A 13,234-nucleotide genomic window follows, 5' to 3' on the forward strand; every position below is an offset into this window, starting at 1 on the left:
TGACCGGCTTTTTTATCGGCTGGCGCCGGGTTGCTTACTTCAGCAGCGCCTGCGCCTTCGCCACCACGTTGTCCACGGTGAAGCCGAACTCGGCGAACAGCTGCTCCGCCGGCGCCGACTCACCGAAGGTGGTCATGCCCACGATGGCGCCGTTCAGGCCCACGTACTTGTACCAGTAGTCCGCGATACCCGCTTCCACCGCCACGCGCGCCGTCACCGCCGCCGGCAGCACCGACTCGCGGTATGCCGCATCCTGCTTGTCGAACGCGTCGGTCGACGGCATCGACACCACGCGCACCTGGCGGCCCGCCGCGGTCAGCTTGTCCGCCGCTTCCACCGTGATGCCCACTTCGGAGCCGGTGGCAATCAGGATGACGTCCGGCGTGCCCGCGCAGTCTTTCAGCACGTAGCCGCCGCGGTACACGTTCGCCAGCTGCTCTGCGGTGCGCGGCTGCTGGGTCAGGTTCTGGCGCGAGAACACCAGCGTGGTCGGGCCGTCGTTGCGCTCGATGCCGTACTGCCACGCCACCGCCGATTCCACCTGGTCACACGGGCGCCAGGTGCTCATGTTCGGGGTCACGCGCAGGCTCGCCAACTGCTCCACCGGCTGGTGGGTCGGGCCGTCTTCGCCCAGACCGATGGAGTCGTGGGTGTAGACGAACACGTTGCGCAGCTTCATCAGCGCCGCCATGCGCACCGCGTTGCGGGCGTATTCCACGAACATCAGGAAGGTCGCCGAGTACGGCAGGAAGCCGCCGTGCAGCGCGATGCCGTTGGTGATGGCGGTCATGCCGAACTCGCGCACGCCGTAATGAATGTAGTTGCCCGCCGGGTCAACGTTCAGCGCTTTCGAGCCGGACCACATGGTCAGGTTGCTCGGCGCCAGGTCGGCGGAGCCGCCCAGGAACTCCGGCAGCACCTTGCCGAACGCTTCCAGCGCGTTCTGCGACGCCTTGCGGCTGGCGATGTTGGCCGGGTTGGCCTGCAGTTTTTCCACGAACGCCTTGGCGTCGGCTTTCCAGTCGGCCGGCAGCTCGCCGTTCATGCGGCGCTTGAACTCGGCAGCCTGCTCCGGGAAGGCCCTGGCGTAGGCGGCGAACTTGTCGTTCCAGGCCGCTTCTTTGGCCTGACCGGCTTCCTTGGCGTCCCACTGGGCGTAGATGTCCTGCGGGATTTCAAAGGCGGCGTATTTCCAGCCCAGCGCTTCGCGGGTGGCGGCCACTTCGGCTGCGCCCAGCGCGGCGCCGTGCACGTCATGGGTGCCGGCCTTGTTCGGCGAACCGAAGCCGATAACGGTCTTGCACATCAGCAGCGACGGCTTGTCGGTCACCTTGCGGGCTGCTTCAATCGCGGCCTTGATGGCGTCCGGGTTGTGGCCGTCGACGTTGCGCACCACGTGCCAGCCGTAGGCTTCGAAGCGCAGGGCGGTGTCGTCGGTGAACCAGCCGTCGACGTGGCCGTCGATGGAGATGCCGTTGTCATCGTAGAAAGCGGTCAGCTTGCCGAGCTTGAGGGTACCGGCCAGGGAGCAGACTTCGTGCGAGATGCCTTCCATCATACAGCCGTCGCCCATGAAGGCGTAGGTGTGGTGGTCAACGATGTCGTGACCCGGGCGGTTGAACTGCGCCGCCAGGGTGCGTTCGGCGATGGCGAAGCCGACGGCGTTGGCGATACCCTGGCCCAGCGGGCCGGTGGTGGTTTCAACGCCCGGGGTGTAGCCGTACTCCGGGTGCCCTGGGGTTTTGGAGTGCAGCTGACGGAAGTTTTCCAGCTCGCGCATCGGCAGGTCGTAGCCGGTGAGGTGCAGGAGGCTGTAAATCAACATGGAGCCGTGGCCGTTGGAGAGCACGAAACGGTCGCGGTCAGCCCAGTGCGGGTTAGTCGGGTTGTGGTTGAGGTAGTCACGCCACAGGACTTCGGCGATGTCCGCCATGCCCATAGGGGCCCCCGGGTGGCCGGAATTTGCTTTTTGTACGGCGTCCATGCTGAGTGCGCGGATGGCGTTGGCAAGCGCTTTACGAGAGGACATGTTTTACTCCAGTGCGGTTACAGTTGAGCGGCCAACATGTCTTCCAGCTTCTGCTGGTCGACGGCGAACAGGCGAATGCCTTCGGCGAGTTTCTCCACCGCCATGGCGTCCTGATTGTGCAGCCAGCGGAATTCCGCTTCGGCCAGCGGGGCAGGTTGGTGGAAGCCCTCGGTAGACGGGGTCAGCTTGCGCTCGACCGGCTGGTCGCTGTTTTTCAGCTGTTCAAGCAGGTTCGGCGCGATGGTCAGGCGATCGCAGCCGGCCAGCGCCAAAATCTGCTCAACCTTACGGAAGCTGGCGCCCATGATCACCGTCTGGTAACGATGACGCTTGTAGTATTCATAGATGGTACGCACCGACTTCACGCCCGGATCCTGATCGGCATCGTAGTCGGCGGCAGGCTGTTTGGCTTGATACCAGTCATAGATGCGGCCGACGAACGGCGAGATCAGATACACGCCGGCTTCGGCGCAGGCGCGAGCCTGGGCGAAGGAGAACAGCAGCGTCAGGTTGGTGTTGATGCCTTCTTTTTCCAGCTCTTCGGCGGCTTTGATGCCTTCCCAGGTGGAAGCCAGTTTGATCAGAATGCGCGATTTGTCGATGCCCTGTTCCTGATACATGGCGATCAGCTTGCGCGCTTTGGCGACGCACATGCCGCGATCGAACGACAGACGGGCGTCCACTTCGGTGGAGATGCGGCCCGGCACGCTTTTGAGGATCTCGACGCCGATATTGACCGCCAGCTTATCGCTGGCGTTGATCAGCTGGGTTTCCTTGCTGCCGCCCTGGCGGCGGGCATACTCCAGCGCTTCGGTGATCAGCGCCTTGTACTGCGGCAGCGCGGCGGCTTTCAGGATCAGCGAAGGGTTGGTGGTGGCGTCCTGGGGTTCGAACTGGCGGATGGATTCGATATCGCCGCTGTCGGCGACCACCGTGGTCAGCTGCTTGAGTGCGTCTAATTGATTCATTGATAAGCTCCTTGACCAAGCTCAACGTAGGGAAATGAGAACCTTTTGCATCGTAGGGGGAACACACTGCATCATCGGGTCGGGAATGAAAATGCGCTTTTTCTGATTGTTGCGATGGATAATAACAATGAATGCCGAATAAACCCAGGCGGGGCGCGGCTTGCGGCGGTGGCAGGCGAAGGAGGCGGTAGCGCGAGAGCCAAAAAAGAAGGGTTCAGCGCCAGGCTGAACCCTCAAAGATCGCCTCATTTGGCCGATTATTTGCTCAGGTTGACATCGATCGCCTGGTAGAAGGCGTTGGCGGTGTCGGCTATATCCCACACGGCAAGGATCACGTGCGAACCGCTGCGATCTGCCGGTATGTTGCACTGGTGGGTCACCTGCGCGGCAGGAATGGCGCCGCCGTCGTTGAACTGGCAGAACGGCGTCAGATCAAAGGAGGCGCGGGTCAGCGGTTGCGAAGCGTCCCAGTTCGGCTTGGTGATGAAATAGCGCCAGCTGGTAGTGCTGTGACGCGCGGTCAGCTTCCAGGTAAAGGAGTTGGGGCCGGTTTTCAGGTTGAGCTTGTTCCAGCGCGTCGGCGTTTGCTGATCCAGTTCGAAGAAGGTGGATTTGTCGGCGCTGGCGATATGGCCGTCAGCCGGACCGGCCTGCGGGAAGCCTTTCAGGCCTTCGACGCTCTGCGGTTCATACTGCACGCTGCCGCACTGGGTGTTGAGCTGCAGTTTGCACTGATAGGCGCGGCTGGCCGGTGATTCGACATAACCGTGGGCATTCGCCTGTTGCGAAACGCCGAACATGGCCGCGCTCAGCAGGCCCAGAGAGAGCAGGGTACGGGAAGATTTGTTCATAAGTCACTCCTGACTGAAATTATGTTGTAAGTTGAGCGTATTTCACCGACAAAATGAGAGGCTAATAACGTAATTGGAAATAACCATTTCTGTCGGCTTGTTTTATTTTTATCATTCTGGTTTGGCCGTAGATCGGAATGTTTTACCGGCTATTAACGAAAAATATTATGATGACGATCTTTGATCGTTAGGCTGAATTTATTTAACTTTCACAATGTAAAAGCACGGCGCTATGATGAAATTTATATCAGGTAGTGATGAATAGTATTTAAGATAGCGCTCTCATTTATGAAGTATATTGCTTGTTGCCTTGAGCACCCTTGTTCGACTTGATCGATTTTTGTGCGCCACCACCTTGGGAATTTAGTGTCATTTTTCTTATTTTATTTTAAAGAGGAATTTGTATGACTAGATTATCCCTGGACGCGATTAAAATAATCAGCACCATCAAGAGCACCGGCTCTTTCTCTATGGCGGCGGAGGCGCTGCATAAAACGCCTTCGGCGATCTCTTATCGGGTTTCCAATATTGAAAGCAAACTCTGCGTGAAACTTTTTCATCGCAATGGCCCCATGATTACCCTGACGGATGAAGGGGAGTTTCTCCTGCAGGAGGGCAGCTGGATATTAAATGCGGTGCAGGATCTGGAAAGTCGGGTCAGAAACATCCCCAAGCTGGACAATAATATCCGCCTGGCGGTGGACACCTTCTTCCCGCTGGAGACCCTGACGCAGGATATCCGCGATTATATTCAGCATTGCCCGAACGCCAATATCTCGGTGCAGCGGGAAGCCTTGAACGGCACCTGGGATGCGCTGAAGAACAACCGGGCGGACCTGATCATCGCCATTGGCCAAATTCCCGACAGCGTACAGGCCAAAACCCTGATGCTCGGCAAGCTCAACTTTGTGCTGTGCGTGTCGCCTTCGCACCCGTTCGCGGCGCAGAGAAAGCCGGTGTGCAAGAAGCAGCGCTTGAACGACATCGTGGTCGCGATCGCCGACAGCAGCCATGAGCTGCCTAAACGCAATCACGGTACGCTGCCTCTGCAGCGCCAACTGGTGGTGTGCGACGTGGAAAGCAACCTGGCGCTGCTCAAACGCGGCATCGGCCACGCTTTTCTGCCGCCGTCGCTGATTGAAAAGGAGCTGGCCAGCGGCGAACTGGTGACGGTGCCGGTGGAGATGCAGAAGGGCGACGAAATGATTTGGCTGGCGTGGCATCCGGCCAGCAAGGGCGCCGGGTTTAACTGGTGGCATGAGCGGCTGACGCGCAAAAGCGATGTTTACAGCCTGATGGGCCGGGAAGTGGTGCGGGATGGCGGCTATCCTTGGTGCCACAACTGAAGGGATAGAGACGAAGGGACGCGAAAATCAAACGGTTAACTCAATGAAAACCCCGCAGCGCTCGGCTACGGGGTTTTTTTATGGCTTACGCCACGCGGCCCACCTTCAACCAGGCGCTGTCGGAACCGGGTGCCGAGGTGATATAGCCCCATTTGGTCTGCCAGACGTAACCCTGATAGGACACCAGCGCGCCTTGCGCGTAAGTGGTGCCCGGCACGTAGGCCGGTGCCGTCATGATCGGCAGGTTGCCGGGGCCGACGCCGGTGTAGCGCAGGCCGGTGCCCATATCCAGCTGGCTGTCGTCGTAGTCTGCGGCGTTGAAATAGCGATCCAGCGCGGCCAGCAGATCGCCGTTGCGGTTGTCTTGCCCCAGATGCCAGAACATCACGCCGCCCAGCTGCTGCTGCTTGATGTACTTCGCTTTGTATTTGAAGCTTTCGGCATCGTCATAGGTGACGAACAGCCCGTTCTGCGCATGATACAGGTAAGGGGTTTTGGTCTTGTCGTTCCACAACCGCTGATAGCCGTAGTTGCCCTGCAGCATCTGCTCCAGCTGACGATAGGAGGCGATGCGCGGATCTTTGTCGCGCACGCACTCTTCGCAGCCCACCAGCCAGTAGTCGGTGCTCGGATACGGATCTTCGCCCGGCGTGCTGTGGCTGCTGTACTGGCCGCCGTTGCTGCCGCTGACGCCTTTGAAGGCGCGGCCGTAGAAGGGGACGCCCATCACGATCTTGGCGCTCGGCACGCCTTCCATCATCAGGTGTTGCTGCACTGCGGCGTCGACCGTCAGGCTGAACGGGCTGGGGAAGGCGCGGGTCAGCTCTTCCCAGCTCCAGCCCAGATTGGCTTCGCGCAGCGCGTTGTAGAAGGTCGGCCCGGCCGCGTCGCCGAACAGCGCCGCCTGGTGGTTGGTGATCTTCTCCCAGGGGCCGGCCAGATCGTAGGTCATCAGGTTGATGTAATCGAGCGGCGCGACGATCTGCGCCAGCTTGCTGTAATAGCGCGACAGGAAGAAGGCGCCGCCGGCGCCGGCGATGGTCAACTGATACGGCAGCGCCTGGCGGCCGTCGGCGACGGTTTGCTGATTCAGCAGGGTGCGGATCTCTTGCAGCGCGGCGATGAAACCGTCCACTTCTGAGGCCTGCGGGTACTCCCAGTCGATGTCCACGCCGTCGAAGCCGTAATCCTTCATGATGCGCACGCAGGATTGGGCAAACTTGGTGCGCGATGCCGGGGTCTTCACCGCGTTGACGTAGTTGGCGTGCGACACGCCCAAATCGTTGGAGTAGTACCAGCCGCCGATGGAGAACATGATGCGCAGACTGGGGTTGTGCGCTTTGAGCGCGGTCAGGCGATTGACGACATCACGCGCCTTGGCGTCGTTGGTGGCCGGATCCCAGGCGCATTCCAGATTGCTGTTGATATCCAGGAACGAGAAGTTGATGTGCGTCAGCTGTTTGGCTTTGGCCGGCGTGATGTTGGAAACCGGGAACGGCACGACGGAGGTATCGGACTCGGTGTAATTATTGATTTGGTTGGTCGGAATAAAATAATACCCAATAACGGCTTTGCGTGTGGACATGGCATTTCTCCAGAGTGGATGTTTTTAGGGTGGGGAACTATTTCCCACAGCCATTAATGTTTATTTTTGGTGAAAACAAAAGTCGAAATAAATCACGATAACAATGAATTTTTATTTACCGCCGCCTGCATTAGCGTCTAGGTGTTGTGCCAGCGTTCAGCATGAATGAATTCGACCGTAGGGCCTGTATTTATTCATTTGCTTTGTCATAGCATCCTTAACTAGATTCTGATTATCCGATGTCCCACCGGCCGTGATTGGCATTTAATTAAAAATAAAAAAAGGAGATGAGCTATGTCCAGCATAGAGCCTGACGCTGTTGGCTTAATAGTCCAGCGAGTATGTGAATATCTGCAGCCGGTATTGAACGCCATTCTGGCCGGCGTAATGGCGTTATTGCACGGCGCCTATCGCAACGTGGGCATTCGGCGCCGTTTATTGAATGCGGCGATGTGCGCGTTATTAGCCTGGACGGTACGCGATGCGCTGGCGTTGATGGGCCTGGAATTAAAGTGGGCGAATTTGGCCAGCGTGCTGATTGGCTTTATGGGGGCGGATTACATCAACGCCTTAATTAAGAAATTCATTGGTAAAAAAACGGGGTTTAAAAATGTTAAATGACATCGAAGATATTCGCTTTACCGTCCGCAGCGAAGAGAACCTGCGCGGCGTGCACCCGGATCTGGTGCGCGTTATTCGTCTGGCGCTGCGTTATTCGCTGGTGCCGTTCTCCGTCAGCGAGGGGCTGCGCAGCATGGCGCGCCAGCGGGAAATGGTGCGCGCCGGCAGCAGCCAAACGTTGCGCAGCCGCCACCTGACCGGCCACGCGGTGGACGTGGTGGCGATGCCGGCGGGCGTGGTCTCCTGGGAGTGGGATTACTACGCGCAGATTGCGGTGGCGGTGCGGCGCGCGGCGCGCGAATGCGGCATCAACGTCGAATGGGGCGGCGAATGGAAAACCCTCAAGGATGGCCCGCACTTCCAACTGCCGTTTCGGGATTACCCGGCATGAGCGGCTGGCTGCAAAAACTGATGCAGGGCGGGTTGTTGCTGTTGCTGCTGGCGGCTATCTGCCTTGGTAGCTACAGCTCGCTGTTGTCGCACCAGTTGGCGTCTGCGCGGCAACAGGCGGAGGAACTGCAAAAAAGCCTGGCGCAGCAGGCCGGTCTGATCGCCACCCTGCAGACCCAGGATGCGCAAAACCGTGTGCTGATGGCGGCGCAGCAGCGGCAGGAACGGCAGCTGCGCCAACAGCACGAGGCTTATCAGAGGAAATACCGTGAAGCGATTAAAAACGATCCCTGCGCTGCTCAGCCTCTGCCTGGCGCTGTGCTTGAGCTCCTGCGCCCGGCCGCCGGCGCCCCAGGCCGTGCCGCTGTTGCCCCCTGAGTCGGTGTTTGCGCCCTGTGAGCAACCGCAGCTGCAAGGCGAGACCTGGGGCGATGCGGTAAGCTATACCCTGGCGTTACAAACCTCGTTACACATTTGCGCCGGTCAGGTGGCGACGCTCAACGCCTGGCGCGCCACGCTGCCGTCGCACTGACGGCGGCGTTTCTTTGCGCGTCCCGCAGACCTTCTTTTTTTACTTTTAAAACGGTCTTTCGACCCAGGTTATGGCGCGCTTCAAAGTTTGTGATGTTTCTCTCACTATACTTCAAGGCTGTGCCCTGTCATTGTACTTGGGCGCCACGGCCCACGGCAGGGCGCAGCCTCAAAGCCTTACCTCAACATAAAAGCAAAAAACAAAGGAATCCATAATGGACGAACAGCTCAAACAGAGTGCCCTTGATTTCCATCAGTTTCCTGTCCCAGGGAAGATCCAGGTTTCCCCTACCAAACCGTTGGCGACCCAGCGCGATCTGGCGTTGGCCTATTCGCCGGGCGTCGCCGCGCCTTGCCTCGAGATCGCCGAAGATCCGCTGGCGGCCTACAAATACACCGCGCGCGGCAATCTGGTGGCGGTGATTTCCAACGGCACGGCGGTACTGGGTCTGGGCAATATCGGCGCGTTGGCCGGTAAGCCGGTAATGGAAGGCAAGGGCGTTTTGTTCAAGAAGTTTTCCGGTATCGATGTGTTTGATATCGAAGTGGATGAGCATAACCCTGACAAGTTAATCGACATTATCGCCGCGCTGGAACCGACCTTCGGCGGCATCAACCTGGAAGACATCAAGGCGCCAGAGTGTTTCTACATCGAACAGAAACTGCGCGAGCGCATGAAGATCCCGGTGTTCCACGACGACCAGCACGGCACGGCGATCATCACCACTGCGGCGGTGCTCAACGGCCTGCGCGTGGTGAAGAAGAATATCTCCGACGTACGCCTGGTGGTGTCCGGCGCCGGCGCGGCCTCCATCGCCTGCCTGAACCTGCTGGTGGCGCTGGGGCTGCGGCAACAGAACATCACCGTTTGCGACTCCAAGGGCGTCATCTATAAAGGCCGCGACGCCAACATGGAGCAGACCAAAGCCGCCTACGCCATCGAGGATAACGGCCAGCGCACGCTGGGCGACGCCATCCCGAACGCCGACATCTTCCTCGGCTGCTCCGGCCCGGGCGTCCTGACGCAGGATATGGTGAAAACCATGGCGCGCGATCCGCTGATCATGGCGCTGGCCAACCCGGAACCGGAAATTCTGCCGCCGCTGGCCAAAGCGGTGCGCCCGGACGCCATCATCTGTACCGGCCGTTCCGACTACCCGAACCAGGTGAACAACGTCCTGTGCTTCCCGTTCATCTTCCGCGGCGCGCTGGACGTGGGTGCCACCACCATCAACGAAGAGATGAAGCTGGCCTGCGTGCATGCCATCGCCGATCTGGCGCTGGCGGAGCAGAGCGACGTGGTGGCTTCTGCCTATGACGACCAGGATCTCTCCTTCGGGCCGGAATACATCATTCCGAAACCGTTCGATCCGCGCCTGATCGTCAAGATCGCGCCGGCGGTAGCCAAGGCGGCGATGGATTCCGGCGTGGCGACGCGCCCGATCGAAGACTTCGACGCCTACGTCGAGAAGCTGGCGGAGTTCGTCTACAAAACCAACCTGTTCATGAAGCCGATCTTCTCGCAGGCGCGCAAAGAGGTGAAGCGGGTGGTGCTGGCGGAAGGCGAGGAAGAGCGCGTGCTGCACGCCACGCAGGAGCTGGTGTCGCAGGGGCTGGCCTTCCCGATCCTGGTCGGCCGCCCGAGCGTGATCGAGATGCGCCTGAAAAAATTGGGTCTGCAGCTGACGCCGGGCAAAGATTTCGAAGTGGTAAACAACGAGTCGGATCCGCGCTTTAACGAATACTGGGGCGAGTACTACCAGATCATGAAACGTCGCGGCGTCTCGCAGGAACAGGCGCGCCGCGCGGTGATCGGCAACCCGACGCTGATCGCCGCCATCATGCTGCACCGCGGCGAAGCGGATGCGATGATCTGCGGCACCATCGGCAGCTACCACGAGCATTACGACGTGGTGAAGAACGTGTTCGGCTTCCGTGAAGGCGCGCACGTCGCCGGTGCGATGAACGCGCTGCTGTTGCCGAGCGGCAACACCTTTATCGCCGACACCTACGTCAACGACGATCCGACGCCGGAGCAGCTGGCGGAGATCACTCTGATGGCGGCGGAAACCGTGCGCCGCTTCGGTATCGAGCCGAAGGTGGCGCTGCTGTCTCACTCCAGCTTCGGGTCTTCCGACTGCCCGGCGGCGCGCAAGATGCGTAAAACGCTGGAGTTGGTGAACGAGCTGGCGCCGGAGCTGGAGATCGACGGCGAAATGCACGGCGACGCCGCGCTGGTGGAAAGCATCCGTCACGATCTGATGCCGGACAGCCCGCTGAAAGGCTCGGCCAACCTGCTGATCATGCCGAACATGGAAGCAGCGCGCATCAGCTACAACCTGCTGCGCGTCTCCTGCTCGGAAGGGGTGACCGTCGGGCCGGTGCTGATGGGGGTCGCCAAGCCGGTGCACATCCTGACGCCGATCGCCTCGGTGCGTCGCATCGTCAACATGGTGGCGCTGGCGGTAGTGGAAGCCCAGACCGAACCGCTGTAAGCCCGGGTTGAGTGACTGGCCCCCTGCGCCGCTGGCGCCGGGGGCTTTTTTATGCCTTGCAGCGTGCGGCGATGGCGCGGATATCCTGCGGGGTGGTGCGGCAACAGCCGCCGATCAATTGTGCGCCGAGCGTGCGCCACTCCGTCGCCTGATCGGCCAGGCTGCCGTGCTCGCCGCCGCAGGCGTGCCAGGTTTTGCTCACCGCATCGTAGTGCTCGCCGGAGTTTGGATACACCAGCAGCGGTTTGTCGGCCAGCGCACCCAGCTGGCGCAGCGCCGGGGCGACCTTGTCCAGCGCGATGCAGTTGATGCCGATGGCCAACACCTGTGGGTTGCCGCGCAGCGCGGACAGGACCTCCGTCAGCGGCGTGCCGTCGCTGAGGTGTTGGCTGTCGCGCAGGGTGAAGGCGAACCAGGCGCCGAGCGTCGGGAATTCCTGCAGCAGCGTCAGCAGCGCCTGCAGTTCGGCGAACGACGGCAGCGTTTCGCAGGCCAGCAGATCGACGCCGGCGGCGGCCAGGGCTGCAATACGCGGGCGGTGGAAGGCAATCATGTCATCCTGCGTCAGCCGGTAGTCGCCGCGGTATTCCGAGCCGTCGGCCAGATAGGCGCCGTACGGGCCCACCGAACCGGCGATCAGCAGCGGCGCGGCCTGCGGGTGCGCGGCCAGATAATCGCGGCGCGCGCGTTGCGCCAGCTGCACGCTTTTGGCGATCAGCGCCAGCGACCGATCCTGATCCAGGCCGCGGCGCAAGAAGCCCTGCGGCGTGGCCTGATAGCTGGCGGTGATGGCGCAGTGGGCGCCGGCGTTGAAATAATCGAGATGCACCTGATAGATAAGCTCGGGATTTTCAATCAGCACTTTGGCCGACCAGAGCGGATCGGTCAGATCGCAGCCGCGCGCTTCCAGCTCGGTGGCCAGCGCGCCGTCCAGGATCAGCGTGGGGTGTTCGGCCAGCAGGCGGGCGACGGGGTTATTAACCGACATGTTGTTCTCCCAAAGCGGTTTTTTGCCCGGCGCGCCGGGTCAGGAAATAGGTGAGGTAGCACAGGGCGACGAACGGCAGTCCGCAGTAGAGCGCAATGCGCTGCTCCGGATCGAACGCCAGCCCGATGCAGGCCAGCAGGCACAGCGCAAAGCCGAGGATCGGCGTCAGCGGGTAACCGGGGGCGCGGTATTTCAGGCCGCTTATCGGCTGGCCGCTGCGCAGGTAGGCGCGGCGGAAAGCAAAGTGGGCCGCGCAGATGCTCAGCCACACCGCCACCACCGCAAAACCGGAGATCGCCGACAGGGCGACAAACACCGTGTCCGGCGCGATCACGCTGGTCAGCAGCGCCAGCACGCCGCCGAGCATGCTGAAGGTCAGGGCGTTGATCGGAATGCCACGCGCATTGACGCGCGCAAAGTAGGCCGGCAGGGTGCGCTGGTGGGCCAGCGACCACAGCATGCGCCCCGAGGCGTACAGGCCGGAGTTGGCCGCCGACAGGATGGCGGTCAGGATCACGAAGTTGAAGATATCGGCGGCGTAAGGCACGCCGATGCGTTCAAACACCAGCACGAAAGGGCTTTTGACGATCCCCGCCTGATCCATCGGGATCAACGCCGCCAGCACGAAGACCGTGCCGATAAAGAACAGCATCAGGCGGATCACCGTGGTGCGGATCGCCAGCGGCACGACTTTTTCCGGGTTTTCGGTTTCACCGGCGGCGATGCCGATCAGTTCCGTGCCGGAGAAGGCGAAGTTCACCGCCACCATGGTCATCAGGATCGGCAGCGTGCCGTGCGGCAGCCAGCCGGAAGCGGTCAGGTTATGCAGGAACGGCGCCGGCGTGCCGTCTTTCATCGGCAGCAGGCCGAACATGGCGGCGCCGCCCAGAATGATAAACGCCAGAATGGTCACCACTTTGATCAGCGAAAACCAGAATTCGCTTTCGGCGAAAAAACGGGTGGTCACCACGTTGAGCAGAAAAATGGCCGCGCAGAAGATCAGGCACCACAGCCACACCGGCGACTGCGGGAACCAGTACTGCATGCAGAATCCGGCGGCGGTCAGGCTGGAGCCGAGCGCCACCGTCCAGGTGAGCCAATACAGCCAGGCGACGGCATAGCCGGTGGCCGGCCCCAGATAGCGCGAAGCATAGACGTGAAAAGCGCCGGTTTCCGGCATCGCCACCGACAGCTCGCCCAGGCACAGCATCACCAGATACACCACCAGCGCGCCGATCAGGTAGGCCAGCAGCGTGCCGAGCGCCCCGGTGGTGGAGATGATGTAGCCGGTGTTGAAAAACAGCCCGGTGCCGATCACGCCGCCCAGCGACAGCATCACCAGGTGCCGGGCCTTCATGCTGCGTTTGAACTGTCCTGCGGCGGGTGCCGATGATTGCATAATAATCTATCCGTATAGACGTCTAAATATC

The 13,234-nt window shown here is 60.7% G+C and carries 12 protein-coding genes; 6 read left to right on the forward strand and 6 right to left on the reverse strand.

Features of this window, described 5'->3' with window-relative positions:
• Positions 1 to 34: 34 nt before the first annotated feature.
• The 3 genes from tkt to cbp21 all read right to left on the reverse strand — a co-directional run bounded on the left by tkt (position 35) and on the right by cbp21 (position 3,848).
• Complete coding sequence (tkt, locus tag ACYF6X_RS02440) at positions 35 to 2,029, reverse strand: transketolase (RefSeq protein WP_308316094.1); 1,995 nt, start codon at positions 2,027 to 2,029, stop codon at positions 35 to 37.
• Between the two features lie 17 nt (positions 2,030 to 2,046).
• A complete protein-coding gene (gene tal, locus ACYF6X_RS02445) occupies positions 2,047 to 2,997 on the reverse strand; it encodes a transaldolase (protein WP_063988882.1) in 951 nt (316 codons plus the stop codon).
• Between the two features lie 257 nt (positions 2,998 to 3,254).
• Complete coding sequence (cbp21, locus tag ACYF6X_RS02450) at positions 3,255 to 3,848, reverse strand: chitin-binding protein/chitosanase CBP21 (RefSeq protein WP_063988883.1); 594 nt, start codon at positions 3,846 to 3,848, stop codon at positions 3,255 to 3,257.
• 404 nt (positions 3,849 to 4,252) lie between these two features.
• On the opposite strand from cbp21, the gene ACYF6X_RS02455 reads away from it, so the two are divergent.
• Positions 4,253 to 5,194: a LysR family transcriptional regulator gene (locus tag ACYF6X_RS02455; protein ID WP_063988884.1), complete on the forward strand. Its 942-nt coding sequence runs from the start codon at positions 4,253 to 4,255 to the stop codon at positions 5,192 to 5,194.
• 85 nt (positions 5,195 to 5,279) lie between these two features.
• On the opposite strand, the gene chiB is transcribed toward ACYF6X_RS02455, so the two are convergent.
• Positions 5,280 to 6,779 (reverse strand): chitinase ChiB, encoded by a 1,500-nt coding sequence (gene chiB / locus ACYF6X_RS02460; RefSeq protein WP_033635479.1) that lies wholly within the window; start codon positions 6,777 to 6,779, stop codon positions 5,280 to 5,282.
• Between the two features lie 294 nt (positions 6,780 to 7,073).
• On the opposite strand from chiB, the gene ACYF6X_RS02465 reads away from it, so the two are divergent.
• The 5 genes from ACYF6X_RS02465 (at position 7,074) to maeB (ending at position 10,816) form a co-directional block, all read left to right on the forward strand.
• Positions 7,074 to 7,400, forward strand: coding sequence for a phage holin, lambda family (locus ACYF6X_RS02465; protein ID WP_004936551.1), 327 nt, complete (start codon positions 7,074 to 7,076; stop codon positions 7,398 to 7,400).
• A 10-nt stretch (positions 7,401 to 7,410) separates the two neighbouring features.
• Positions 7,411 to 7,791: an L-Ala D-Glu endopeptidase ChiX gene (gene chiX / locus ACYF6X_RS02470; RefSeq protein WP_460925760.1), complete on the forward strand. Its 381-nt coding sequence runs from the start codon at positions 7,411 to 7,413 to the stop codon at positions 7,789 to 7,791.
• Positions 7,788 to 8,168: a DUF2570 family protein gene (locus ACYF6X_RS02475; protein WP_063988885.1), complete on the forward strand. Its 381-nt coding sequence runs from the start codon at positions 7,788 to 7,790 to the stop codon at positions 8,166 to 8,168. The genes chiX and ACYF6X_RS02475 overlap by 4 nt, the downstream gene beginning before the upstream one ends.
• Complete coding sequence (gene lysC / locus ACYF6X_RS02480) at positions 8,149 to 8,322, forward strand: Rz1-like lysis system protein LysC (protein ID WP_165384377.1); 174 nt, start codon at positions 8,149 to 8,151, stop codon at positions 8,320 to 8,322. Before ACYF6X_RS02475 ends, lysC begins: the two co-directional genes overlap by 20 nt.
• Positions 8,323 to 8,536: 214 nt before the next feature.
• Positions 8,537 to 10,816 carry an NADP-dependent oxaloacetate-decarboxylating malate dehydrogenase gene (maeB, locus tag ACYF6X_RS02485; protein ID WP_016926766.1) on the forward strand — a complete coding sequence of 760 codons (2,280 nt, stop codon included), beginning with the start codon at positions 8,537 to 8,539 and terminating at the stop codon, positions 10,814 to 10,816.
• A gap of 49 nt (positions 10,817 to 10,865) precedes the next feature.
• Here maeB and mmuM read toward each other — a convergent pair whose 3' ends face one another.
• Positions 10,866 to 11,804 (reverse strand): homocysteine S-methyltransferase, encoded by a 939-nt coding sequence (gene mmuM, locus ACYF6X_RS02490; protein ID WP_130017788.1) that lies wholly within the window; start codon positions 11,802 to 11,804, stop codon positions 10,866 to 10,868.
• Complete coding sequence (gene mmuP, locus ACYF6X_RS02495) at positions 11,794 to 13,203, reverse strand: S-methylmethionine permease (RefSeq protein WP_149559549.1); 1,410 nt, start codon at positions 13,201 to 13,203, stop codon at positions 11,794 to 11,796. Before mmuP ends, mmuM begins: the two co-directional genes overlap by 11 nt.
• Positions 13,204 to 13,234 lie beyond the last annotated feature (31 nt).

It is taken from the genome of Serratia sp. ID 25-353, assembly GCF_054792795.1.

Bases quoted from the DNA above. Each gene is read 5' to 3' on its own strand.
- chiB (WP_033635479.1), bottom strand. From the start codon at position 6,779: ATGTCCACACGCAAAGCCGTTATTGGGTATTATTTTATTCCGACCAAC.
- ACYF6X_RS02455 (WP_063988884.1), top strand. From the start codon at position 4,253: ATGACTAGATTATCCCTGGACGCGATTAAAATAATCAGCACCATCAAG.
- mmuP (WP_149559549.1), bottom strand. From the start codon at position 13,203: ATGCAATCATCGGCACCCGCCGCAGGACAGTTCAAACGCAGCATGAAG.
- cbp21 (WP_063988883.1), bottom strand. From the start codon at position 3,848: ATGAACAAATCTTCCCGTACCCTGCTCTCTCTGGGCCTGCTGAGCGCG.
- ACYF6X_RS02475 (WP_063988885.1), top strand. From the start codon at position 7,788: ATGAGCGGCTGGCTGCAAAAACTGATGCAGGGCGGGTTGTTGCTGTTG.
- mmuM (WP_130017788.1), bottom strand. From the start codon at position 11,804: ATGTCGGTTAATAACCCCGTCGCCCGCCTGCTGGCCGAACACCCCACG.
- tkt (WP_308316094.1), bottom strand. From the start codon at position 2,029: ATGTCCTCTCGTAAAGCGCTTGCCAACGCCATCCGCGCACTCAGCATG.
- tal (WP_063988882.1), bottom strand. From the start codon at position 2,997: ATGAATCAATTAGACGCACTCAAGCAGCTGACCACGGTGGTCGCCGAC.
- ACYF6X_RS02465 (WP_004936551.1), top strand. From the start codon at position 7,074: ATGTCCAGCATAGAGCCTGACGCTGTTGGCTTAATAGTCCAGCGAGTA.
- maeB (WP_016926766.1), top strand. From the start codon at position 8,537: ATGGACGAACAGCTCAAACAGAGTGCCCTTGATTTCCATCAGTTTCCT.